The sequence below is a fragment of the Paraburkholderia youngii genome, assembly GCF_013366925.1.
Taxonomy (GTDB): domain Bacteria; phylum Pseudomonadota; class Gammaproteobacteria; order Burkholderiales; family Burkholderiaceae; genus Paraburkholderia; species Paraburkholderia youngii.
This window is the reverse complement of the sequence record NZ_JAALDK010000002.1, coordinates 1,147,910-1,172,559: the sequence shown is the minus strand read 5'-3', so window position 1 is coordinate 1,172,559 and position 24,650 is coordinate 1,147,910. Positions and strand designations below refer to the sequence as shown.

The 24,650-nt window shown below is 64.9% G+C and carries 18 protein-coding genes; 5 read left to right on the top strand and 13 right to left on the bottom strand.

Translation table 11 applies throughout. The features are described from left to right. Positions 1-9 precede the first annotated feature (9 nt). Both G5S42_RS36655 and G5S42_RS36650 read left to right on the top strand, forming a co-directional pair. Positions 10-384, top strand: a complete 375-nt coding sequence (locus G5S42_RS36655; RefSeq protein WP_013093972.1) for a sodium:proton antiporter — start codon at positions 10-12, stop codon at positions 382-384. Next, positions 378-3,473, top strand: a complete 3,096-nt coding sequence (locus G5S42_RS36650) for a complex I subunit 5 family protein (protein ID WP_176111602.1) — start codon at positions 378-380, stop codon at positions 3,471-3,473. Before G5S42_RS36655 ends, G5S42_RS36650 begins: the two co-directional genes overlap by 7 nt. A gap of 94 nt (positions 3,474-3,567) precedes the next feature. Here the strand turns inward: G5S42_RS36650 and G5S42_RS36645 are convergent, their stop codons facing one another. The 5 genes from G5S42_RS36645 to G5S42_RS36625 all read right to left on the bottom strand — a co-directional run bounded on the left by G5S42_RS36645 (position 3,568) and on the right by G5S42_RS36625 (position 10,562). After that, positions 3,568-4,245, bottom strand: a complete 678-nt coding sequence (locus G5S42_RS36645; RefSeq protein ID WP_176111999.1) for an SEN1982 family lipoprotein — start codon at positions 4,243-4,245, stop codon at positions 3,568-3,570. Positions 4,246-4,277: 32 nt separating this feature from the next. Further along, positions 4,278-5,708: a cytochrome-c peroxidase gene (locus tag G5S42_RS36640; RefSeq protein WP_176111601.1), complete on the bottom strand. Its 1,431-nt coding sequence runs from the start codon at positions 5,706-5,708 to the stop codon at positions 4,278-4,280. A gap of 106 nt (positions 5,709-5,814) precedes the next feature. Continuing rightward, positions 5,815-8,211, bottom strand: coding sequence for an alkaline phosphatase family protein (locus G5S42_RS36635; protein WP_246392328.1), 2,397 nt, complete (start codon positions 8,209-8,211; stop codon positions 5,815-5,817). A gap of 432 nt (positions 8,212-8,643) precedes the next feature. Then, positions 8,644-9,318 carry a Vgb family protein gene (locus G5S42_RS36630; protein ID WP_176111599.1) on the bottom strand — a complete coding sequence of 225 codons (675 nt, stop codon included), beginning with the start codon at positions 9,316-9,318 and terminating at the stop codon, positions 8,644-8,646. Between the two features lie 14 nt (positions 9,319-9,332). After that, the gene (locus G5S42_RS36625; protein WP_176111598.1) at positions 9,333-10,562 is read right to left on the bottom strand and encodes a helix-turn-helix domain-containing protein; all 1,230 of its coding nucleotides are present in this window, start codon (positions 10,560-10,562) and stop codon (positions 9,333-9,335) included. Between the two features lie 167 nt (positions 10,563-10,729). On the opposite strand from G5S42_RS36625, the gene G5S42_RS36620 reads away from it, so the two are divergent. The 3 genes from G5S42_RS36620 (at position 10,730) to G5S42_RS36610 (ending at position 12,789) form a co-directional block, all read left to right on the top strand. Then, on the top strand, positions 10,730-11,491 hold the full coding sequence (locus G5S42_RS36620; RefSeq protein WP_176111597.1) for a DUF899 domain-containing protein: 762 nt from the start codon (positions 10,730-10,732) through the stop codon (positions 11,489-11,491). Then, entirely contained in the window at positions 11,491-12,324 is an 834-nt protein-coding gene (locus tag G5S42_RS36615) for a DUF2182 domain-containing protein (protein ID WP_176111998.1), read from the top strand. Before G5S42_RS36620 ends, G5S42_RS36615 begins: the two co-directional genes overlap by 1 nt. 198 nt (positions 12,325-12,522) lie before the next feature. Next, entirely contained in the window at positions 12,523-12,789 is a 267-nt protein-coding gene (locus G5S42_RS36610) for a DUF4148 domain-containing protein (protein WP_176111596.1), read from the top strand. Positions 12,790-12,942: 153 nt separating this feature from the next. Here G5S42_RS36610 and G5S42_RS36605 read toward each other — a convergent pair whose 3' ends face one another. The 8 genes from G5S42_RS36605 to G5S42_RS36570 all read right to left on the bottom strand — a co-directional run bounded on the left by G5S42_RS36605 (position 12,943) and on the right by G5S42_RS36570 (position 24,382). Then, positions 12,943-14,385, bottom strand: coding sequence for an aldehyde dehydrogenase family protein (locus G5S42_RS36605; RefSeq protein WP_018433696.1), 1,443 nt, complete (start codon positions 14,383-14,385; stop codon positions 12,943-12,945). A 39-nt stretch (positions 14,386-14,424) separates the two neighbouring features. Continuing rightward, entirely contained in the window at positions 14,425-15,612 is a 1,188-nt protein-coding gene (locus tag G5S42_RS36600; protein WP_176111595.1) for a fumarylacetoacetate hydrolase family protein, read from the bottom strand. An 84-nt stretch (positions 15,613-15,696) separates the two neighbouring features. Continuing rightward, on the bottom strand, positions 15,697-17,481 hold the full coding sequence (locus G5S42_RS36595; protein WP_176111594.1) for an IlvD/Edd family dehydratase: 1,785 nt from the start codon (positions 17,479-17,481) through the stop codon (positions 15,697-15,699). A 42-nt stretch (positions 17,482-17,523) separates the two neighbouring features. Then, complete coding sequence (locus G5S42_RS36590) at positions 17,524-18,930, bottom strand: MFS transporter (RefSeq protein WP_176111593.1); 1,407 nt, start codon at positions 18,928-18,930, stop codon at positions 17,524-17,526. 180 nt (positions 18,931-19,110) lie between these two features. Beyond that, positions 19,111-20,106: a LacI family DNA-binding transcriptional regulator gene (locus G5S42_RS36585; protein WP_176111592.1), complete on the bottom strand. Its 996-nt coding sequence runs from the start codon at positions 20,104-20,106 to the stop codon at positions 19,111-19,113. Between the two features lie 156 nt (positions 20,107-20,262). After that, entirely contained in the window at positions 20,263-21,147 is an 885-nt protein-coding gene (locus G5S42_RS36580; protein WP_176111591.1) for an SMP-30/gluconolactonase/LRE family protein, read from the bottom strand. Continuing rightward, positions 21,144-21,911: a D-xylose 1-dehydrogenase gene (xylB, locus tag G5S42_RS36575; RefSeq protein ID WP_176111590.1), complete on the bottom strand. Its 768-nt coding sequence runs from the start codon at positions 21,909-21,911 to the stop codon at positions 21,144-21,146. Before xylB ends, G5S42_RS36580 begins: the two co-directional genes overlap by 4 nt. Positions 21,912-21,976: 65 nt before the next feature. Continuing rightward, positions 21,977-24,382 carry a glycoside hydrolase family 3 N-terminal domain-containing protein gene (locus G5S42_RS36570; protein ID WP_176111589.1) on the bottom strand — a complete coding sequence of 802 codons (2,406 nt, stop codon included), beginning with the start codon at positions 24,380-24,382 and terminating at the stop codon, positions 21,977-21,979. Between the last annotated feature and the right edge of the window lie 268 nt (positions 24,383-24,650).

Sequence of the window (24,650 nt, the reverse complement as noted above, 5' to 3'; positions counted from 1 at the left end):
GGAGAGCGCATGAGCACGGGCATCCCGGTTTCGAAGATCCTGCTGATCACGGGCTTCTGCCTTTCCTTGATCGGCCTGTGGGGCATGCTGACCCACCGCAACATCCTGCGCATCATCATTGGCTTCGCGGTGATCGACACGGGCCTGCACATCGTGATGGTCGCGACCGGCTACATCACGGGCGGCACTGCGCCGATCATCGATGCGGCGCTCAGCAAATCCGCCGCCGCGCACCGCGCGATCGATCCGATTCCATCGGCGCTCGTCGTCACCGCGATCGTGATAGGGCTATCGGTCACCGCCATCATGCTGTCGTTCGCAATCCGTCTTTACGCCGCCAAAAAGACGCTCTCCATCGACGCCTTCACCGAGTCGAAATGGTAGCCGCGCTGTTTCATCCGTTGCAGATCTTCATTCTCGGGCTCGGCGGCGGCTTCGTCATTCCGCTGCTGTATCGGCTCGGCAAGCCGTGGCCCACGCTCGGTTTCTTCATCGCGCTGTGCGGGATCGTGCTGGTCTCCGGCGTGTCGTTTTACGGCCTGCTCGACGGCGGCGACACGATCGAGGTGCTGACCGCGGGCGCGCTGCCGCCGGTGTCGATCAATCTGCGCTTCGGCCTGTGGGAAGGCCTTTTCACGTTCAGCGTCAACGTGGTCGCGCTGCTCGGCGCATTGCATCTGTGGGACCGTCTGCGCGGCAACTACGCGGCCTTGCTGCTGTACCTGATTCTGGTGATGGGCATCGACGGCATGGTGATGACCCGCGACCTGTTCAACCTGTTCGTGTTTCTCGAGATCGTGTCGATCGCGACATACGGCCTGTTCGGGCTCGAGCGCACACCCGCCGCGCTCGCCGCCGCGTTCAAGTACATCCTCGCGACCGTGATCGCGTCGACCCTGTTCCTGCTCGGCGCGGTGCTGCTCTACTACGTGAGCGGCACGCTGAACATCGACGAATTGCTGTCGCTGCGCGAGCAGATCGGCGGCCCGATCGGCACGGTCGCGATTCTGCTCGTGTTCGCGAGTCTAGTGATCGAACTGAAGCCGTTTCCGGCCAACGGCTGGGGGCTCGACGTCTACGAGACCGCGCCGAGCGGCGTCGCCGCGATGGTATCGGTCGGCGTGTCGGCGGGCGTGTTCTTCGCGCTGCTGAAGTTGCTGCCGCTATTCGATGGCCAACTCACGCTGCTCGCCGTGTCGGGCGGCGTGACGTTTCTGTTCTCGAACCTGCTCGCGATCAAGCAGACGAAACCGCAGCGCGTGCTCGGCTATTCGTCGATCGGGCAAATGGCGCTACTGATGCTGTCGCTCGCGTTGCTGCGCCAGGTCGGCGCGGACGCATCGATCCCGCTCGTCGTCGGCGGCCTCTTCATCAACCATCTGTTCGCGAAGGCGGGGCTGTTCTGGCTGACCGGCGTGCTGCGGCGGCATGGCGACGACGCACGCGCGATCCTGTCGCGCAGCCCATTGCTGATAGGCCTGCTCGGCCTCTTCCTGGTCGCGATTGCGGGGCTGCCGCCGTTCCCCGGCTTCTGGGCGAAGTGGGAACTCGTGATGCGCCTGACCGCCGCCGGCAAGCCGTACTGGATCGTGCTGATCCTGACAGGCTCGCTGCTCGAAGCGGGTTATATGTTCCACTGGTTCGTGCGCGCGCTGGCTCCGTCCGATGTCGAGGCCAAAACGCGGCCGAACCTCGCCGCGCTGCTGCCGCTGTTCGGCGTCGCCGTGCTGCTGATCGCGGCGGCCTATATGGCGGCCGTGTTCTCGGGCGTCGCGTCGGCGTGGATCTTCTCGCCGCTCACGGCAGGCGCGCTGTTCTATGCGGCCGATCGTCTGCCGGGGCGCGTGAAAGGCGTGCTCGCGGTGATCGCGATTGGACTGATCGGCAGTCTGCTTTGCGAGGGCGCGGGCCGTATCGCCGGGCTGTTCGCCTGGCTGCTGCTCGCGGGCAGCCTCGTGATCGCCGCGGCGAGTCTCTATCGCGACGATGTGCGCCCCGGCTTCTATCCGATGCTCGTCGTGCTGTCGCTGTCGATTCCGGCGCTGCTGCGCTCATCGACGTCGCTCGAATTCTTCTATAGCTGGGAAATCATCACGCTGTCGTCGTGCTTCCTGATCGCGAAGTGCCGGCGCGCGGGCCCGCATGTGCTGACCTTCCTGCTGTTTTCGTTGCTGGCGGCGTTCTTCCTGCTGGCGGGTTTCGCCAACGTCGCGGCGATCGACGACACCATCGCACTATCGGCGCTGATCCATTCGGGACCGGAAGCGAACTTTGCGTTCGTGCTGCTCGCGGCCGGCTTCCTGATCAAGGCGGGCGCGATCGGCGTGCACGTATGGCTGCCGGGCGCCTACACCGAAGCGGAAGACGACGTGACCGCGATGCTGTCGGCGGTGGTCAGCAAGGTCGCGATGTTCGGCCTGCTGATCGGCACCTATCTGACGATACGCTCGGAGGTCGGCCTCGAACTCGCGCACGTGATGACATGGATCGGCATGCTGACGGCGCTGTTCGGCGCGCTGATGGCATTGCGGCAGAACGACTTCAAACGCATGCTCGCGCTCTCGAGCATGAGCCAGACCGGCTATATCGTCACCGCGATCGGCCTGATGAGCCATCTCGGCTGGGTCACCGCGCTGTACCTGGTCGCCAATCACATGTTCGTGAAGGGCATCCTGTTCCTCGCGCTCGCGGGTGTGATCTTGCGCACCGGCACGCGCAACTTCGCCGCTGTGGGCGGCCTCGCGCGCGAGATGCCGCTGACGTTCGCGATGGTCGTGATCGCACTCGTATCGATGTCGGGCCTGCCGCCGCTGATGGGCTTCGGCGGCAAATGGCTATTGCTGAGCGCGATGACCGACAAGGGCTGGTACGGGCTCGCCGTGTGCGGACTGCTCGCGACCTGCGCCGGTTTTCTGTACATGCTGCGCCTCTTGAACGGCGTCTTCCTCAAGCCGCGCCCGCCGCAGCGGCCGCAGGTGCGCGAAGCGCCGGTGATGCTGCTGGTGCCGCAGTTCCTGTTCGTGGTCGGTATCGCGATCCTGTCGTTCTTTCCGAAGGTGTTGCTCGAACCGGTATCCGCCGCGATCGATCCGCAGTTCGCGGCGACGCTGGTATGGGGCGGCATGTCGCTCGAAAGCATCTACGGGTTCTGGAATCCGACACCGGTCGTGATCGTCGTGCTGACCGTCACCGCGGTCGTATTCGGACTCGGTGCGCTGTACTACCGCAGCCGTCGCGGCAAGGCGCGCAACGCCCCGGACTTTTACCACTTCTATCGGCCGATGCTGAGCCGCACGGTGCCGCCGGTCGCGCAGATTTTCTGGCGCGGCCTATCGCACTTCGCGCTCGCGGCGGCGGCACGGATACGACGCGTCTATACCGGCAACGGGCAGACCTACGCGCTCTACGTGCTGCTGTATTTTCTCGTGATCTACTTCGCGAGCGCGGGATTGAGTCCAGCGGGGACACCATAACGGTGCGGGTGGTCCTGGCGCGGCGGCACGGAGCCGCCGCCGCGCCTCAGGTGCCGCGCGATCTAGTCGTGCACCGCGTCGGCAAACTCAACGATCAGCGAACGAAATATTCTTCCGCTACCCAGCCGTCCTTGGTCAAGCGCACACCCTCGCGCAGTTGCATGGTGCCGGCGCCTTCGATCACGCGCGCCACCATCGGGAACACTCGCTGGAACTCGGAAGTCCTGGCAAAAGGCACCGGGTCGATCTTGTAGGTGTAGAGCACCGAGGTCCTGGTCTCGCCGTCGCGGGTCAGCGGCGGCTCCCAGCCCACCACCTTGTCTAGGCTCAGCGTGGCCACGCACAAGTCGGCGTCGTGCGTGACGCGCCTGGTAGCCGTTGCAACCACGACGGGCTTGTGCAGGAAGAACTTCTTCCCTTCATCGGTCAGTTCGTACTTGCGCCCCCGCGCCGACACCTTGGCGCCATCATTGTCCGTGCGCTCGACGGTCATGTCGGTGCCTTTGACCACACCGAGTTTTTCCAGCACAGGCAATTGGACGGCGTCGCGTGAGTTCGAAGTCTTATCCTGGTCGGCCACGTAAATCGGCCAGTCGTATTTCGCGAGGCACAGGTTGCCGCGCTCACCCAGGTAGCTGCTGATGGTCTTGGTGAAGTTCTCCATGCTGGGTTCGCTGAGGTTCCGTTTGCTTTGGCAAGCGCCGAGCAGCATCAACGTGACCAGGGAAACCGCAATACCCGCGCTACGCGCTGTAGTTGAAATTCGCTTCATCGTCAAAAAACAATTGGTCCAAGGTTGAGGAATCAGTTTACGCAAGTGCCGCTGGTCGGCTGCGTTGCGGGCGGTTTGTAGCCGTCGCTCAGGATGTTCAGGAAGCAGATCAGGTCCTGCATATCGTGCTCGGTCATGATGGGCGTGCTGCCCTGCGCCCGCGGCTGGGTGCCACTGCCCAAGGTATTGCTGCCACCGTCGCCGGTGCCCATCGGGAGTTCCTCATCGACATTGCCCTGGAAGGCCGCCGGCAGGTCGTTGAACTTTTGCACCGTGGCGCCCGACGCGTACTCCGGGAACAGCGCATAGCTCGGATTTGTGATGGGCGCGCCGGTGCCCCCGGTGGCCGGGTACCAGTATTCCGGGTTGGTGTCTCGCGTGTTGTAGAAATGCACGACCTGGACCAGCGAATGCAGGACCCCGTTATGGAAGAACGCGCCGCGGGTCGCCACGTTGCGCAGTGTGGATACCTTGAACATGCCGCAGTAGGGATCGGGCGTCGCAATACCTGCCGTGCCCGGCTGATGGTCGGTCCTTAGCGGCCCGCACAGGCCCATGTCGTAGTAGGTCGGATCCTGGTTTGCCGGGATCGGCGACGGATTGTTCGGGATCGAAGTATCGTTGCGCGGCAGACCAATCGCCTGATAGGTGAAGTCCGTCATCAGGCCCTGGTTGCCGTCGAAGTTGGCTCCGGCATAGTGGCAGGCCGAGCAGTTGCCGATGGTGCCGCTGTTGAAGATCAACAGGCCGCGGGTTTCGGCGGCCGTCAAAGTTCCACCGATCTTGTTATGCACGTAGAGATCGTACTTGCTCGTGTACGGGTGGAAGCTGATGTCTTCATGTTCATAGGCCTCGATCGCTTTGCCGACATCGGCGAAGGCGGCGTCGGGGTTGCTGAACACGTCCGCGCCGAAGGCCTGCTTGAACAGGTCCACGTAAGAGGCGTTCTGCACCGCCTGTACCACGGCCGCTTTCGAGGAGTTCATCTCGACCGGATTGAGGAGCGGCATTGCGACCTGGTCGGCCAGCGTTGCGGCGCGGCCATCCCACATGAAGCCGCCTCCGGGCGCGTTGGAGGTGACGTTATCCGGATTCGCCGCTACGTCGTTGTAAGGCGGTGTCGCGTCCTTGTAGCGCAACGAGGGCACGGCGCGTGCGCCAGATTGCGTCGGATCGGAGCCCAGTTGCACGGACAGGCTGTTCGGCGGCCCATAGGCATAGGCAGGGTCATGGCAAGTCGCGCACGCCATGTTCTTGTTGCCGGACAGGTTCGAGTCGAAGAACAGTTTCTGACCGGCCTGAGCGGCAAGGCTCAATGTGCTCGTATCGGAAGAACTCGTGCTCCCCGTAGTCGCCCCTGACGTTGTATTCGGTGCTGAAGCGTCGCCGCTGCCGTTTCCACAGGCGGCCAGGCTCAGCGTGATGGCCACGCACGCGACCGCGCGAAAAACTGTCTTACGCATCGTATTGTTCTCTTGAACTTATAACGGACAGGGGAGCGGTCGAATCCGCTCCCCTGTGCCGCGTTATCTACCGCCTGATCGGGTAGTTTGAAGCATCACCACACACTTACTTCAGCGACCAGATGTTTTTCTGCGTTGCGTCCGGTCCCGTCTGCGTCGTCAGCGCGGTCGTGCTGATCAGGTTGCCGCTGTTGTCCTTGACGCCCGTAATGTCCGCCGGATTCAGCTTCTGCACGTGGCCAGCCGGGATCACGTAGGCGTGGTTGATCGGACGAACGGAGTCGAAGTGCGTATCGGCGCTGCCCGTGAACTCGGGAAGGTTCGCTATGTTCTGCAGAATGAACGCTTCCGTGTACTTCGCGCGGTTCACATACGAGGCATCGACCGCCGGATCGGCGACCTGGAACATGTCCTGCAGCGTGCGCACCAGCGAGAAGTGGCTGTAGGCGTCGCTGTCGACGATGCCCTTGGCCGCCGTACCGACGTCTTGCTGGTTGGTGATAACGCCGAAGATCGAGTTGCCGTGGCCGATGTTGCCGCTTGCGTAGCCGCTCGGCGCCGTCGACTTGGTCACAGCGCCGTTGCTGATCACCAGCGGTGCTGCACCGGAGGTCTTTCCACCGGCGTTCCAGCCACAGCAGGACGTGGACGAACCTTCACCTTCGTCGAACATCACGACGATCGCAACGCGCTTCTGCGGGTTCTTCCAGAGCGCCGAGTTCTGGATCGCGGTGACGACATTGTTCAGATAGATGTCGGCCCGCGTGATGCTGGCGTTCTGACCGTTGTTGCTGTTCGCGCCGCCGTTACAGGTCTCCGTGTCCGTACCGACACCGTGCATGTCATCGCACTGGTCGGGCACGATGAAGTTGATGTTGCCGACGTCACCCGTGGCCAGGTCGAGGCTGAACTGATCGTAGATCCACTTCGACGTGTCGTAGGTGCCTCCGTTGGCGCTCGAGTACGGAGACGTGCTCTTCCAGTCGGCTTCGTTGTACTGCGTGCCGAAGATCGTGCGGTTGTCGGCGTAGAACTCCGGCAGGCTGCGCGCGTCCTGGAAAGCGATCGACGGACCGTGCTTGACCTTGTACAGACCGCCCGGCATCGGGTAGGCCTGGCTATCCTGGATAACCGTGCCGTCGATGGCGGTGCCGCTGTACGCCTTCGAGACGCTTTGCGCAACGCTGTCGGCGCGCGCGTCCTGACCAGGGTTCATGGATTCGCTGTAGGTACGCGCGGTCAAACCGGCCTTCGACAGCAACGTGAACAGGTTGTCGCCGGGCACGTTGTGAACCGTACCGGAGGTCGGGTTGACGCTACAGGCAGCGCCGCTGGTCGTGCTGAAACCAGCGAGGTGGGCGCTGTCCTGCGGCGGAAGCACGCCGGTAGCCGGAAGCGGTTGACCGTCGGAAGAAGTGCCGCCGTTAAAGGCAACGTCCTTGATGGCATAGGCACCAGTGGCACCGCAGCCCCACCAGTTGTCGTCGGTAATGCCGTAGTCGTCGGCGCCGCCCATAGCCGTGTAGTTCGGCTCCGACGGATTACCGGTCGAGTAGTAGGTCGTCAGCTGGTTGTACGTGCTGAGCAGCTTGTTGATCGCCGGAGCCCGCGAGTTGTGGAGAATCGCGTCCGTCGACTTGTTCTCTTCGACGATGATGAAGACATTGTCGTAGGCCGGGATGCCCTCGATGTTGAAAGCGGCCTGCTGTGCCTGCGCGAACGTGATCCGCTGTTGGCTCTCGAGCGGCGTGACGATGTTCGCCGCGGTGGCGCTCGTCCCAACCAGACGGGGATCGCCGCCCTTGACAGCGAGGTTGTCCGGGTACATATCGCCACGATCGAGCTTCGTGGTGGCGTAGGTGTAGCGGTTGGTCAGTGCGTTGTCTTCGAACAGCACGGCGTACTGCTCGGCGCCGGACAGCGTGTTGACGTCGGCCAGGGCGTCGGTGCCGGAAACAGTCACCGCCGCGTTGTTGAACGACGGGCCCGACAGACGGGTCGACAGATTAGCCTTCTCGGTCGCGTACTTGGTGCCGTTGGCTTCGACGAGGCGCTGCACTTCGCTCGACATTGGGCTGATCACGACTTTGCCGGCGCCCTGGTCGGCGATCTGGTCGGCCGAAGCGCGCAGGATCAGGTGGCTCGCCACCTTCGCGCCCGATGCCGTGTTGGTGGCCGAGGTCGTGATGTCAGCGACGAGCGGACCAGAGGCGGTCGTGGTCAACGAGAAATGGCCGTTGGCGTCGGTTTTCGCCGAGGCTTCGCCGTTGTCGAGCACACCGTTGCCATTGGCATCGACGAACACGGTGGCACCGGCGTAGTAGCCGGCCTTCAGGTTCGGGTTACCGGTCGCGCTGCCCGGGACGAAGGCAGCTGCGGCGACCACGCCCGAGTAGGTCGTGCTGGGGTTGTTGTTGCTGGCAGAGGGGCTGTCCGAATTTCCGCCGCAAGCTGCGAGCACGCAGGCAGCGGCAACGGACGTTAGACAAAGCGCTGGACGCATTTTGTGATGCGATGACATTTGGAGGACCCTGTGTGAGTTGTTTCGGCAACCGCGTCTTTTATCGGGGCAAGACTTAGTAAAACGAGCGAATAATATGAAGGGTTTGTGTAAAAAGTATGTCTGCCCGCGATAAGGATTAGCGTGACAACCTGACTTGGTTCAGTTCACATCTTTTCGAAAAGGCGCAATGCACGGGGAAACAGCAAAAATACTCCCGATTCGCCTCGCGTGAGGCGAACCAATGCATAAAGGTTTGAAGAAAACGATGCCTTTTCAGGCAAAGACGCCCTCGCAGGAAGAGGGACGACAGGCGCGATAAGAGTAACGAAAAGAAATATTTCGTTTTCTTATTATCGATGTATTAAGTTATCGACGAGTACAAATAAACCAGATACCAGGACCAATAACGACGCTGGCTATTTAAGTGATGACTCACTCGCTCGACGAATCGACCGTCATTTGCGAACCGCTATCTCGCGCGGGACGCTGCACGACACGAACGAGCCCGCTGCCGCCGCCGCCGCAGAAGAACAGATCCGCGCCGTTCGATTCGAGTCCGGAGATACCCGCACCGGCAGGCATCTCGACACTCTCGAGCACCTCGCCCGTGCGCGGATCGATATGCCGCAGATCGCTCTCGTCTCCTTCCCACGTGGCATGCCATAGCTCGCCGTCGACCCACGTAATGCCGGTCACGAAGCGATTCGATTCGATCGTGCGCCACACCGCGCCAGTGTCCGGATCGACCTGATAGATTTTCCGTTCGGGATACTGACCGACCCACAGCGAACCCTCGGCCCAAGTCAGCCCGGAGTGGCCGCCGTCGCCGGGCGCCGCGATCGTCGACAGCACACGGCCGCTCTGCGGATCGATCTTCTGGATGCGGCCATTCGCGATCTGGAACAGGTGCTCGCCGTCGAAGGCCGTGCCCGCGTCGGCGGGAACCGCGATCGAGCGCAGCGTCTCGCCGCTCGCCGGATCGAACGCGTCGAGTCGTTCGCCGGTCGCGATCCACACCTGCCGGCCGTCGTAAGTGACTCCGTGCACTTTATCGACGCCCGTAAAGGGCCCATATTCGCGGACGATTCTGGCGGCAGAGTGGTTCATGATGACCATCCTAATCACGAAGGGAACGGGGAAGGGAGTAACAAAGCCGTCGCGAATCCGGCGAGCGGCGGCGTCATCCAGCGGCGCGCGCGCCCCTCGCCCACCGGCTGCACTTTGCCGGCCGCGGCGAGCGAGTCGAGCGAGCGCTGCACGGTGCGCTGACTCGCGCCGAGCACGAGGGCAAGCGCGGAACTCGACCACGATTCGCCATCCGACAGAAACGCGAGCAGCGCCGCATGCTCGCCTTCGACCGGCGGCGCCAGCACGACGACCTCGCGCGCCTGACGCGGCGCGAGCGCAAAGCCACGCGTCGTCGCGCTGACGCTTGCGAGCGTGCCGAGCGCCGCGCGCAACCGGCCGATCTCGACGCGCAGCCGCGCCCGATGCGATTCGTCGGCGCGTTTGGCGCGGAACGCGCGTGCGACGAGCGCGTCGCGCGGCACGTCGTCGGGCCATGCCTCGCCGAGCATGCGAGCAAGCGCGAACAACACCGGTCGGCTCGCCAGCGCAATCGCCGCGTTGGCGTCGCGGATCGCGTAGCGGCAAGCATCGACGATGAGCGGACCGCCCGCCTGGTTCGAGGTCAGCAGCTTCTCGATTTCATCGAGCAGGATCGGTTCTTCTTCGCCACGGGCGATCATGCGCGCCGCCGGCTCGCTCAGTGCGGCCGAAGCGCTTTCGACTTCCGCGATCAACGCCGGAATGCCGGCCCCGCGTGCCGCGCGTGCGGCCCGCGCCAGCGCGGCACGGGCGGCGGCGCTGCGCAAACGCCGCAGCGCGACCCCCGCGACCACCAGCTCATGCGCGGCACGCAACGCGGGCGGAAACGGCCGGGGATCGAGCGCGGCAAGCTTGCGCTCCGCTTCGTCGAGACGGCCGATCAGCAGCAGACGCCGCGCCGCCAGATACCGCGCATGCGCGGCATTGACGCGGTCTCCGTGCGCGTCGAGCGTGGCGGTCGCGGCATCGAGTGTTCTGGCGGGCCATGCGAGATCGCGCGACGCGAACGCGATCTCCGCTTCGGCGACCACGCAGCGCGCACGCGCGACCGCATGCTGCGCGCCAAACGCGCGCGCGGCGCCGCGCACCAGCGCCCTTGCGCGCACGAAATCGCCGAGCTGAGCCATCGCAATGCCGCGCAGCGCGAGCGCCGGCGCGTCGTCGCGCAACGCGACGCGGTCGAGCGCGCCGAGCGGATCGCCGGCCGCGAGCGCGCGCGCCGCCGCCTCAATCAGCGCGTCCACGGCGTACGAGTCCGCGCGTAGCACGTCAATGCATCAAGCGAATCCCGCCACACTTGTCACTCCCATCCGATCGACGCCCGGTCCTAATCTAGCACGACCATCAACCGTCACCGACGCCTTCGGGCAAGAGCTCGCGCGGCGCGGCACGACCCACGGAGGAACCCACAATGACCACGCATCCGGTCGGAACACGCGAACAGTGGCTCGACGCGCGACGCGCGCTGCTCGACGCGGAAAAAGCCCACACGCGACACGGCGACGAGCTCGCGCGGCAACGCCAGGCGCTGCCGTGGGTGAAGGTCGATAAGGCCTACCGCTTCGATACCGACGAAGGCAGCGCGTCGCTCGCCGAGCTGTTCAGCGGACGTTCGCAGCTGCTCGTCTACCACTTCATGTTCGGGCCCGACTACAAGGCGGGCTGCCCGTCGTGCTCGTCGATCGCGGACGGCTTCGGCGGCTTCGCCGTGCATCTCGCGCATCACGACGTGATGCTGATGGCGGTGTCGCGCGCGCCGCTCGAGAAGTTGCAGGCGTATAAGCGGCGCATGGGCTGGACGTTTCCATGGGCGTCGTCGGCAAGCGGCGATTTCAATTTCGACTTCAATGTCTCGTTCACCGAAGCACAGCAGCGCGCCGGCGATATCGAATACAACTACGCACGCAACAGTCACGCGATGGACGTGAGTCCCGCGCCAGAACCCGTCGCGCAATTCGCGGCGACCTGCGGCACCGACGCGGCCACCTATTCGCGCGACCGGCCCGGCATGAGCGCGTTCGTGCTCGAAGACGGCGTCGTCTATCACACGTATTCGACCTACGCGCGCGGCGTCGATGCGCTGTGGGGCATGTACCAGTGGCTCGATCGCGCGCCGAAGGGACGCAACGAGACAGGCATCTGGTGGCGCCGTCACGACGAGTACGAGCGGTGATGGGCCCGCTCGTGCGCGCTGCCTGCATGAGCGGGCAGCACTTCTCCACGTGGCGCGCGATGCGCTCATCGCAGCGCGTGTTCGTCGGCGTCTGCGCGTTGGTGTTCATCGCGAGCGTCGCGGCGACACTGGCGCACAACGCGTCGATGTCGGCGATGGGCGCGCTGCCGATGCCCGGCGGCTGGTCGATGTCGACGCTGTGGATGCCGACTTGCGGGCGCACGTGGGCCCGCACCGCGGCATCGTTCATCGGCATGTGGATCGTGATGATGGCGGCGATGATGCTGCCGTCGTTGATGCCGACGCTGCTGCGCTATCGCGACGCGGTCGGCGCGCGGGCGAGCGCGGGGCGACTGGCGCTGCTGACGGTGCTAGTGAGCGGCGCGTACGCCGTCGTATGGACTGCGCTCGGCGTGGCGGTGTTTGCGCTCGGTGCGTCGCTCGCGGCGTTCGAGTTGCGGTGGCTAGCTCTCGCTCGTTCGGTGCCGTTAGCGGCCAGCGTGGTCGTCCTGCTCGCTGGCGCATTGCAGTTCAGCACGTGGAAAACGCGCCGCCTCGCCTGCTGTCGCGCAACACCGAGCCTCGCCGCCGACGCGGCAAGCGCGTGGCGCTACGGGCTGCGCATCGGGGTGGATTGTGCCGGTTGCTGCGCGGGGTTGACGGCGATCCTGCTGGTCGCCGGCATGACTGATTTGCGCTTGATGGCTGCCGTGACGGCCGCCATCACCGCCGAGCGAATGGCGCCGGACGGCGCGCGCGTCGCACGGGCGATCGGCGCCATAGCCATCGGCGTCGCTGGCTGGCTGCTTGTCCAAGCCGTGTCAGCCGGCTGATACACGCGCCCGATCCACCGTCGATCGCTTCGCAAATCGAGGCTCGACAGCCTTGCCGCCCCAATATTGTTTTAGTTATGGAAACAGTGAGTTCAGGAATTAGGTATTTACCCTAGTTCCGACTCCCCCTAGACTGTCATCACTGCTGCAAACAAACGGTTTCGCAGCCTAACAAGACAAAACCTGGAGGTAGTAAAAATGAAATCGCTCGTTCAAGCTGTCGTTATCGCCGCTACCCTCGCTGCTCCGGTTGCTGTTTTCGCTCAATCGAACCAGCCGCTGACCCGCGCGCAAGTTCGTGAAGAGCTGGTTCAGATCGAAAAGGCCGGCTACAACCCTGCGCGTTCGAACCCGAACGAATATCCGTCGAACATTCAAGCTGCCGAAGCCCGCGTCGCGGCGCAAAACAGCGCGGTCGGCGGCGTGACCAGCGGTTCGTCGCAACAGGGCCGCGCAGCGCAGTAAGCCGCGTTCCCGGTTGGAAAGTTGCCGTTGATGTAGCTGTACCTGCCGGAGCGCTTTGCCATAGCGCTCTTGCAGCTTCCCCTGCTGGCCCGCCATCGCGATTGAATGCGATGGCGGGCCAGTTCCGTTTTGGGAAGCCCTGCTAGGGTCGCGTCAGACCGCGCCCGGATTGATATACGCGGTCTTCACCGACGTATAGAACTCGCGGGCGTACGCGCCCTGCTCGCGCGGACCATAGCTCGATCCCTTCCTGCCGCCGAACGGCACGTGATAATCGACCCCCGCCGTCGCGGTGTTGACCATCACCATGCCCGCCTGCACATGGCGGCGGAAATGACTCGCGTACTTCAGCGACGTCGTGCAGATGCCGGCCGACAGACCGAACTCGGTGTCGTTAGCGACCGCGAGCGCTTCCTGGTAGTCCTTGACCTTGATCACCGACGCGACCGGCCCGAACACCTCTTCGCGGTTGATGCGCATCGCCGAGGTCGTCTCCGTGACCAGCGCCGGCGCGAGGAAGTTGCCCGGCGTCACGCCTTGGACGCGCTCGCCGCCGAACACCGTGCCACCCTCTTCGCGCGCGATCGCCAGATAGCGCTCGTCCTGCTCCAGTTGCTTGTCGTCGACGACTGGGCCGATCTGCGTGCCGTCCGCGAGCGCATCGCCGACCTTCAGCGCGCGCATGCGCGCCTTCATCCCGTCGATGAAGCGGTCGTAGATCCCCGCGGTGACGATCAGCCGGCTCGATGCCGTGCAACGCTGGCCCGTCGAGTAGAACGCGCCGTTGATGCAGGCTTCGACCGCGACATCGAGATCGGCGTCGTCGAGCACGACCATCGGATTCTTGCCGCCCATTTCGAGCTGGAATTTCTTGCCCGACTCGAAGCACTTCGCGCCGATCGCGCGTCCCGTCGAGACGGAACCGGTAAAGCTGATCGCATCCACGTGCGGCGACGACACCAGCGCCTCGCCGACCACCGAGCCGCGGCCCATCACGAGGTTGATCACGCCCGCCGGCGCGCCAGCCTCGGCGATGATCTTGACCAGCTCCCACGTGCTGCCCGGCACCAGATCGGCCGGCTTGATGACGACCGTATTGCCGTACGCGAGCGCCGGCGCGATCTTCCACGCCGGAATCGCGATCGGAAAGTTCCATGGCGTAATCAGGCCGACCACGCCAACCGGTTCGCGCGTCATTTCGACCGTCATGCCCGGCCGCACCGACGGCACGATTTCGCCGCCGACGCGCAGCGCTTCGCCCGCGAAAAACTTGAAGATCTGGCCGGCTCGGCCCACTTCTCCGATCGCCTCGGGCAGCGTCTTGCCCTCTTCACGCGCGAGCAGCTTGCCGAGCTCTGCCTTGCGCGCGAGGATCGCGCTGCCCGCCTGGTCGAGCACGTCGAAGCGCTGCTGCGGCGTGGACAGCGACCACGTCGCGAAAGCCTTGCGCGCGGCGCTGATCGCGCGGTGCGTCTGCTCGGCGTCGGCTTGCGCGAATTCGCCGATCACGTCGTCGAGATTCGACGGATTGACGTTACGCGATACGCTCGCGCCGTCGACCCACTGTCCGTCGATGTAGTTTGCAAATTGACTCATGTCCTGATTCTCCTTTCGAAAATTGCAGCGACAATCCAGTTATTCAGCAACCAGCAGGCCACGAGCCGCGAGGTTGCGATAAAGCGCGCGCACGCCGAACGTCCACGGTTCGATTTCGGTGGACAGGCGCACCGTGTTGGTCAGCGCGCCGAGCTGCGGCGTCGAAATCGTCACGCGGTCGCCGCGGTGATGCGTGAACCCGGCGCCGGGCGCGTCGCGGTCCTTGATCGGCGAGAACATCGTGCCGAGGAACAGCATAAAGCCGTCCGGATACTGATGGTGACGGCCGCAGGTCTGCGCGACGAGGTCGGCCGGGTCGCGGCTGATCTCGCTCATATGGCTCACGCCGTCGAGCACGAACTCGTCGTCGGTGCCTTCGACGCGCAGCGACACGCTCGCGCTGCGCACCGAGTCGAGCGAGAAGGTGTCGTCGAACAGCCGCACGAAAGGGCCGATCGCGCACGAGCCGTTGTTGTCCTTGCACTTGCCGAGCAACAGCGCCGAGCGCCCTTCGATGTCGCGCAGGTTCACGTCGTTGCCCAGCGTCGCGCCGACGATGTTGCCGCGGCTATTCACCGCGAGCACGATCTCCGGCTCCGGGTTGTTCCACACCGACGCGGCGAGCAGACCGACGTCCGCGCCGAAGCCGACCGCCGACATCGGCTGCGATTTCGAAAATACTTCGGCGTCCGGACCGATGCCGACTTCCATGTATTGCGACCACGCATCGCGACGCTCGAGCTCGGCCTTCAGCTTCATCGCGGCCTCCGAGCCCGGCTTGATCTTCGACAGATCGGTGCCGATCGTCGATGCGATCGTCTCGCGCACTTCCTTCGCCTTCGCCGGATCGCCGCCGGCCTGCTCCTCGATCACGCGCTCGATCAGGCTCACCGCGAACGTGACGCCGCAGGCCTTGATCGCCTGCACGTCGCACGGCGCGAGCAGGCGCACGGCGGGGGTGCTCGCGCCCGGCAGGTTTGCGTCGATCAGTTGCGCGACCGGCCCGAGCGGCGCGCCCGGCGCGCTGCGCGCAAATTGCGCGGCATCGTCGCGTTCGAATAGATCGGCGGTGGTCGGCACGCTCGCGGTGATGTCGAACACCTCGCCGCCGCGCACGACGACCACGCACGGTCCTTCATGCTGCTCGGTCTTGCGCCACACGCGGCCGATCAGCAGCGCGTCGTTCAGATCGCCGGGAAGAAAGCTGGAGGAGGAAGTTGCGGACATGGGATGGGCTCTTTCGAATAAGTGGAGAAACGGGCAAGGCCGGGCGTCGCTTTGCGTGCGAAGTCCGGCCTTGTCACCTGCAGGTCAATGCGAATGCCGTGGATTGCCGCGCTCGGCAATCACCTTCAGATAAAGCGTCGCCGGTTCCAGACAGCCGCCGGTCGAAAGCTGGCCGACCGTCTTGCGGTACAGCTCCTGCCACGGCGTTTGGGCGGCCGGAATCTCGAACTTCACGGTTTCACGGCGTCGCGCGAGTTCGGCTTCGTCGACCAGTACGTTCACGCTGCGCGAATTCAGATCGACACGGATGCGGTCGTTCGTGCGCAGCAGCGCAAGGCCGCCGCCCACCGCCGCTTCCGGCGACATGTTCAGAATCGACGGGCTCGCGGACGTGCCGCTCTGACGGCCGTCGCCCAGTGTGGGCAGCGACGTGATGCCCTGGCGCACGAGCGCCGCCGGCGGCGCCATGTTGACGACCTCGGCGCTGCCCGGATAGCCGACCGTGCCGGTGCCGCGAATCACGAGAATGCAATGCTCGTCGATTTCGAGGGCCGGGTCGTTGATGCGCGCGTGATAGTCCTCGGGGCCGTCGAACACGATCGCGCGTGCTTCGAAGGTGTTCTCCGCGCCCGGCTCGCTCAGATAGGTCTTGCGGAACGCATCGCCGACCACCGACATCTTCATGATCGCGCTGTCGAAGAAGTTGCCCGACAGCACCATGAAGCCCGCGCCGTGCTTCAGCGGTTCCTCGGTCGTCTTGATGACCTCGCGGTCCGGTGCGGGCGCGGCGGCCGCGATTTCGCCCATCGTGCGGCCCGACACCGTCAGACATTCCTCGTGCACGAGGCCGCCCTTCGCGAGCTCGCGCATCACCGCCGGCACGCCGCCCGCGCGATGGAAGCTCTCGCCGAGATATTCGCCCGCGGGCATGCAGTTGACGATCAGCGGCACCTGCTCGCCGACGCGCTGCCAGTCGTCGAGACTCAGCTCGACGCCCATGTGCCGCGCGATCGCGATCAGATGCGGCGGGCAGTTGGTCGACGCGCCGAGCGCCGATGCGACCACGATCGCGTTTTCGAACGCTTCTTTCGTCATGATCTTCGACGGCCGCACGTCCTCGCGCACCAGATCGACGATGCGCTTGCCGGTCGCGTAGGCCATCTGGCCGCGCTCGCGATATGCGGCCGGAATGCTCGCGCAGCCGGGCAGCGACATGCCGAGCGCTTCGGCGAGGCTATTCATCGACAGCGCGGTGCCCATCGTGTTGCAGTGACCGATCGACGGCGACGATGCGGTGGTCAGCTCCATGAAGCCTTCGTAGTCGATCTCGCCGGCCGCGAGCAGATTGCGCGCATGCCAGATCACGGTGCCCGAGCCGACGCGCTTGCCGTCGTGCCAGCCGTCGAGCATCGGGCCGCCGGACAGCACGATCGCCGGCATGTCGACGGTGGCCGCGGCCATCAGGCACGCGGGCGTGGTCTTGTCGCAGCCGGTGGTCAGCACGACGCCGTCGAGCGGAAAGCCGTGCAGGATTTCGACGAGGCCCAGATACGCGAGATTGCGGTCCAGCGCGGCGGTCGGCCGGCGGCTTTGCTCGGCGAGCGGATGCACCGGAAACTCCATCGGAATGCCGCCCGCGTCGCGAATGCCGGCCTTCGTGCGCGCCGCCAGTTCGATGTGATGGCGGTTGCACGGCGCGAGATCGCTACCCGTCTGTGCAATGCCGATGATCGGCCGGCCCGACTGCAGCTCTTCGCGCGTCAGACCGTAGTTCATGAATCGCTCGACGTACAGTGCCGTCATATCCGCATGCGAGGGATCGTCGAACCATTCCTGGCTGCGCAGCCGGCGCGGGGTGGATGCTGACATGATGCGTGTCTCTCTGTCTGGGTGAGGGTTGCTGATACGCGCTTATGCGTGCTCTGCGTGTTTCCGTGCCCGCGCCGTCTCGCGGCCAGGCGCGCTGTCTTCATTCGACGTGGCCCGCGTCAGCATCGTGCGCGGCACGAGCAGGATCAGCACGCAGCTGACCAGCAGACACGCACCGAGTGCGTAGGTGCCGTTGTTGATGTCGCCGGTCAGGTTTTTGGCCACGGCGGTGATCATCGAACCGGTAAATCCGGACAGATTGCCGATCGCGTTGATCATCGCGATGCCGGCCGCCGCCGCGGCGCCCGACAGCAACTGCCCCGGGAACGTCCAGTAAATCGGCATCAACGCGAGGATGCCAGCGGTGGCGATCGTCAGAAACGTGATCGCCCACACCACATGATGCGCCAAAGCCGCGCTCATGATCAGACCGACTCCGCCGATCAGCGCCGGAATCGCCGCATGCAGGCGCCGCTCACCGGTCTTCTTCGAATGCGCGGCGTTCGCGAGCGTCGCGACGATCGCCACGCCGTACGGGATCGCGGTCAACAGGCCGATATGCAGCGGGTCCTGTACGCCGGTCGCCTTGATGATCGACGGCAGCCAGAACGCGAGGCCGTAGAAGCCGGTATTGAACGTGAGCAAGATCGCGACCAGCAGCCAGACGCGCGGATCGCGCACCGCCGAGCCGAAGCGCGCGGTCTTGTGCGCGCTTTCGCGCTGCAGATTCGCCGCGAGCAGGCTCTTTTCCTGCGGCGTGAGCCAGCGGGCGCGGTCGATGCCGTCGTCGAGCGAAAAGTACACGACGAACGCGGTCAGCAGCGACGGCACGCCCTCGATCAGCAGCATCCATTGCCAGCCCTGATAGCCGAGCAGGCCCGCCGTATGTTCCATCAGCCAGCCCGACACGACCCCGCCGAGCATCAGACTGACCGGCATCGCGATCAGAAAGCCGGACATCACGCGGCTTTGGCGCTGCGCGGGAAACCAGAAGTTCAGATACAGAATCACGCCGGGGAAGAAGCCGGCCTCGCAGAGCCCGAGCAGGAAGCGCAGGATGTAGAACATCGTCGCGGTTTCGACGTGCGCGATCTGCGCGAGCGGCGCGACGAACGCGAGCGCCATCGACACGAGCCCCCACGTGAACATGATGCGCGCGATCCAGAAACGCGCGCCGTAGCGATGCAGAAACACGTTGCTGGGCACTTCGAAGATGAAATAGCCCCAAAAAAACACGCTCGCGCCGATCGCGTACATCGTGTCGGACAGGCCGAGATCGTCGAGCATCTGCAGCTTCGCGAAGCCGACGTTCACGCGATCCAGATACGCAACCACATAGCACAGCAACAGTATCGGCAGCAGCCGGCGTACGACCTTGCGATAGGTCCTTTCCTCGAACTCGTCGACGCGCGCGCTGGGCGCGGCGATGGCGGACGGTACAGCGGTCATTCGTTTCTCCATCAGCGTGTTTTGTTGGCAAATGCCGTTGCCGGCAAAGTTACCGGTAACATTTCTGGCTGTGGATGTTACGCCCGGCCTACCGTCCGGACAACCAAGGGATATCCCTGATCTGTCTGATTAAGGGGTAGTTCGACGCGTTCGCGGCTTGCGAATTCAGCGACGCGCCCATTACGCGCTATCGCGCGCAATCACCGCGAAATCGATCTTCACCGCTTTCCTGCGATGCACGCCGCCGGCTTCGCGGTCAGCGAGCGCCGCGAGCAGCGTCTCGCCGGCGCGCAGGCCGATGCCGTACGCATCGACCGATACCGTCGTGATGGTCGGCTGACAGCACCACGACACCTCGAAGTTGCCGAAACCGGCAACCGCGATGTCGCCCGGCACCGACAGCCCGCGCCGATGGCACTCCATGATCGCGCCGAACGCCGACATGTCGCTCACGCACATCACGGCCTCGGTATCGGGCCACGTGTCCAGCAACGCGCTGATCGCCGGCGCGCCGTGGCTCATCGTGATCGGCGAATCGCCAAGCCGGATCACGCGCGGCTCGCCGAGTCCCAGCGCCTTGACTTCGGCGACGTAGCCGCGCATCCGGTCGTGCCCGCGCCGGTCGCGCTCGCTGGCGCCCGCGATAAAGCCGATCCGGCGATAACCGCGCTCGTGCAGATGGCGGACCATCGCGCGCGCCGCCGCCGAGTTCGAAAAGCCGACGACCGTATCGATCGGATCGCTGGGCAAATCCCACATTTCGACGACCGGGATACCGGCGCGCTGCAACAGCATGCGCGTCGCGTCGGTGTGCCGGCCGCCCGTCAAAGCGACGCAGCGCGGCTGGTGGCGCAGCATCGAGCGCACCAGCAGTTCTTCCTGTTCCAGCAGGTAGTCCGTATCGCCGAGCAGCAGTTGCAGACCATGCGGATTCAGTGCGGCATTCAGGCCGCGCACGGTGTCGGAGAAGTTCGAGCTGGACAGCGACGGCACCAGCACCGCGACGAACTCCGAGCGTCCCGACGACAGCGCGCCCGCCGCCGCATCGGCGACGTAACCGAGTTCGTCGATGACCTTTTGCACGCGTTCGCGGGTCGCTTGCGACACGTTGCGGCCCGCGAGCACGCGCGACACGGTCATCTTCGAGACGCCCGCACGTTCGGCAACATCGGACATGCGGGGCGGAACTGGCGGCCTGGACGTCATGATAGGAATCGGGGCGAATGCGCGGAAGTCATGGAACGCACATGATAGCGGGCCGCTCCTTGCGGAGCGACCAGGCAACGTCAGGGTTGCGTATTGCGGCTTGTCCTGTCGCTGTGTTTTGTCGTCTTAACGCTCGAAGCCCACCGTGCAGCGAGCATGAACCTGTCCCGCCACTAGTGCTCGGAACGAGAACAGCCCGCCCGCCTGCGGCTGATGCTGGCGCTCGACGGCAGTCAGCCCCTTCCATGCGGTCGTCACATAGACGGTTTGCAGATCGTCGCCGCCGAACGCGAGCTTCGTCACGTTCGCGCACGGCAACGGCACCTGATCGACCAGTTCGCCCGCCGGTGAGTAACGCTCGATCCGCCAGCCGCCGAACAGCGCGATCCACACGAAGCCGTCGGCATCGACGGCCATGCCGTCGGGATGGCCGTCGCCCGAGATCGCGGCGAAGATGCGCTTGCCCGACAGCGTGCCGTCCGCGGCGACGTCGAACGCATAGACCACGCGCCGCATCGTGTCGTTGTGATACAGCGTGCGGCCGTCCGGGCTCATCGCCGGGCCGTTCGTGATCACGTAGTCATCGTCCTGCGCGATCACCGCGCCTCGCTCGCTCACGCGATACAGCGTGCCGCTCGGCGCCTGTTCGGCATCGTCCATAGAGCCGAACCACAAGCGCCCCTGGGCATCGACGAAACCGTCGTTCAGGCGGTTGCCCGGCAGATGCGGTTCGACGTCGGCGAGTTTGCTGAACTCCCCGCTCGCCGGATCGAAGCGATGCAGGCCGCCTGGCAGCCCGCACACGAACGTGCCGTTAGCGAGCGGCGCCAGAAAACCGGGCTGGTCGGGCGCCTGCCACGTCCGCTGCTCGCCGGTCGCGACGGACAGCCGATGAATCCGGCGCCCCTTGATATCGACGAAATACACGGCGTTCTCGGCGGCCTGCCACAGCGGCCCTTCAGCCAGTTCGGCGCCGACCGCCCATACGCACACAGGTACCGGCATGCTCATTCTCCGTACCACCCTGCGTCGACGAAGTAATCACGACCGGAGCAGCGCGACGCGTCGTCGGACGCGAGGAACAACGCCATGCGCGCGACGTGCTCGGGCTCGATGCGCAGTTGCAGACACTGACTCGCGACGACCTTCGCTTCGCTCTCCGCCGATTGCCACAACTGCATTTGCCGCGGCGTCTTCACCGCACCCGGAATGATGCAGTTCACGCGGATGCCCGCGCCGCCTAGATCGCGCGCGAGACCCCGCGTGAGCCCTTCGATGCCGGCCTTGGCCGTCATATAGATCGCGAGGTTCGGCAGCGCGAGATGCCACGACACCGAGCCCAGATTCAGGATCACGCCGCGCCCCGCGCGACGCATGCCGTTCGCGGCGGCTTGCGCGCAGAAGAACTGGTGGCGCAGATTCACCGCGATACGGTCGTCCCAGTAGCTCGCGGTGAGATCGCCGATTTCGTGCCGGTCGTCATTGCCGGCGTTGTTGACGAGCACATCGATCGGACCTGCCGCTTCGACGATGGCCGCAAACGTGCTTTCGATTGCATCGACATTTTTCAGGTCGCAGCGGCGGAACAGCGGTTGATGCTTCGCGTGGCGAAGCGTTTCCTGCAGCGCGAGCGAATCGTGCTCGGCGACGTCGAGGAAGAACACGCGCGCGCCTTGCTGCGCGAAGGCCTCGACGATCGCGGCGCCGATCCCGCTGCCGCCGCCGGTTACGACGATGGTTTTGTCCGCCAGGCTTGGATAGGTTGCGTACGACATCAGATTTTCCACTTGAAACGAGTAGGACCACACACAGGGCGGCACTCGCCGCCCCGACCCGCCGCTTAGGCCACGATCTCGACTTCGCTCAGCATGCGCCAGTTGCGTTCGAGCGTTCTGGTCGCGGAGCCCGCGACCGCGACCGTGCCGCTCAGATGAATGTCGCGGCTCGAACTGCCGACGAGCAGATCGAAATCACCGGGCTCGACGATACGCTCGCCGCGCGCGTCGGTGAAGTTAAGCATATCGACCGGCAGCTTCACGCGCACACGCGCCGAGGCACCGGCCGCGAGCGGCACGCGCGCAAACGCTTTCAGCTCGCGCACCGGCCGCGCGACCGACGCGTGACGGTCACGCACATAGATCTGCACGATCTCGGTGCCGTCGCGCGCACCGATGTTGTCGAGCGTGAAGCTCAGCTCGATCGTCCCGTCTTCGATCGGCACTTCGCTGTGCGCGAGCGCGAGATCGCCGTAACGGAACTGCGTATAGCCGAGACCGAAGCCGAACGGATAGCGGCAACCGAAATGGTATGCAATCGGCGTTCCAGCGCTTTTCAGACGATGGTTATACACGTACGGCACGGCGCCCGCGCTCTTCGGCACCGACAGCGGCAGACGGCCGCTGAAGTTGGCGCGGCCCACGAGCAGATCGGCCAGCGCTTCGGCGCCGCGCTCGCCCGGCGCGAACGCCATGATCTGCGCGGCGATGCGATCTTCGAGGCCGCCGAGATTGTACGGGCGGCCGCCCGTCATCACGACGACCGTCGGCGTGCCGCTGTCGACCACCGCCTGCAGCAACGCCTGCTGCACGCCCGGCAGGTCGAGGCTGTCGGTATCGGACCCTTCGCCGACCGTGCCGGACTGGAACAGGCCCGCCAGATCGCCGACGAACACCAGCGCGACGCCGGCTTGCCGGGCGGCCTCGACCGCCGCCGCGATGCCGTCGGTGTCCTTGCTGATCAGTTCGTCGCAATGCGCGTCGCCGGTCAGATCGAGCGACACGTCGCCCGGGAACACCGGCGCGCCCGCGCGGCGTTCCTTGATGATGTCGCAGCCCTGCGCGTGAATCACGCGCTCATTGCCGAGCAACGCGCGCAGCGAACGCAGCGGCGTCGCGATCGAAGCAGTGGACTGCTCGCCGCTGTTGATCAGATGCACCGGGAAGCTGTAGCCGGCGAGGAGCGCGAGCGGATCGTCGGCGGTCGGGCCGATCACCGCGATTTTGTCGGCGCCGTTCGCGTCGAGCGGCAGCACGTCGCCCTGATTGCGCAGCAGCACCGCCGATTCGAGCGCGACCTGATACGCGGTATCGCCCGCGGCCGCACTCTTCACGTCGACGCGTTCGGGATCGACATACGGATTCTCGAACAGGCCGAGCTGGAATTTCACGCGCAGCACGCGCGTGACGGCGGTGTCGATCGTCGCTTCGGTGATCTCGTTGCGCTCGAGCGCCTCCTTCAGATGCACCGCGCACTCGTGGCCCGGCAGCTCGACGTCGAGGCCGGAGTTGAACGCGAGAGCCGCGGCCGACGCGCTGTCGCGCGCTACCGCATGATGGCTGTAAAGCAGGTCCACGCCCGCGTAATCCGCGACGACGAGACCGTCGAAGCCCCACTTCTCACGCAGCGTGTCGTGCAGCAGCGTGCGATCGCCATGGCAAGGCACGCCATCGACGTCGTGATACGCGGGCATCACCGAGCCCGCGTTCGCGAGCTTCACGGCCATTTCGAACGGCAGCATGAACACGTCGTTGAGCTCGCGCGGACCGACATGCACCGGCGCATGATTGCGGCCGCCTTCGCTCGCCGAATGACCGACGAAATGCTTGAGCGTCGCGAGCAGATCGCGCTGTTCGCCTTGCAGGCCTTTCACGTAATGGCACGCGAGCACGCCGACCAGATACGGGTCTTCGCCGAGCGTCTCCTCGGTGCGGCCCCAGCGCGGATCGCGCGACACGTCGAGCACCGGCGCGAGCCCCTGGTGACAGCCGATCGAACGCGCCTGCTCGCCGATGATCGTGCCGACTTCGCCGACCAGTCGCGGATTCCACGTCGCTGCATAGTTCAACGGCGACGGGAACAGCGTCGCGTCCTTGATCATGAGGCCGACGAGGCACTCCTCGTGCGCCATCACCGGAATGCCGAGGCGCGTGTCTTCGACCATCTTGCGCTGCAGTTCGTTGAGCGCGCGCACGCCTTCCTTCGGATCGACCGTATGCGTGCCGAGCGGACGCGTGATCTGGCCGAGGCCATATTGCAAGATTTCGTCGACCGTGATCTGGTTGGCACTCTGCGCGAAATCGATGCTACGCGCCTTGTGATTGCCATCGGCCGACAGCACCAGCCACGCGGCATGAAGCTGCGCAATCTTTTCGTCGAGTGTCATGCGCGCGAGCAGATCGGCCACGCGCTCTTCTACGGTTGCGGCGGGACTGCGGTAGAGCGGCATCTCACTTTGGCGAAGCAACATCGAAAACTCCTTTTATTTATGCTGGTGTACGAAGCGCATGAAGCGCCGACAAATCCGTAGTTCCTGACAAGCGTGCGGTAGGGCGTTGCTTCGGCCCGGAGCCATCCGGTTCCATTTCAGATAACTTTCCGTACTTCGCAGTCCTGCTAATCGACCGAACGCGGCCGCGACTCTAGATTCGCGGTGTTGGATCGGCTGCGGGTCGTTCGGTGCGTCTAGCGACGCGGTTCAGTGGGACCGCGCTTGCCCGCTTCGCGCAGCGAGCGCG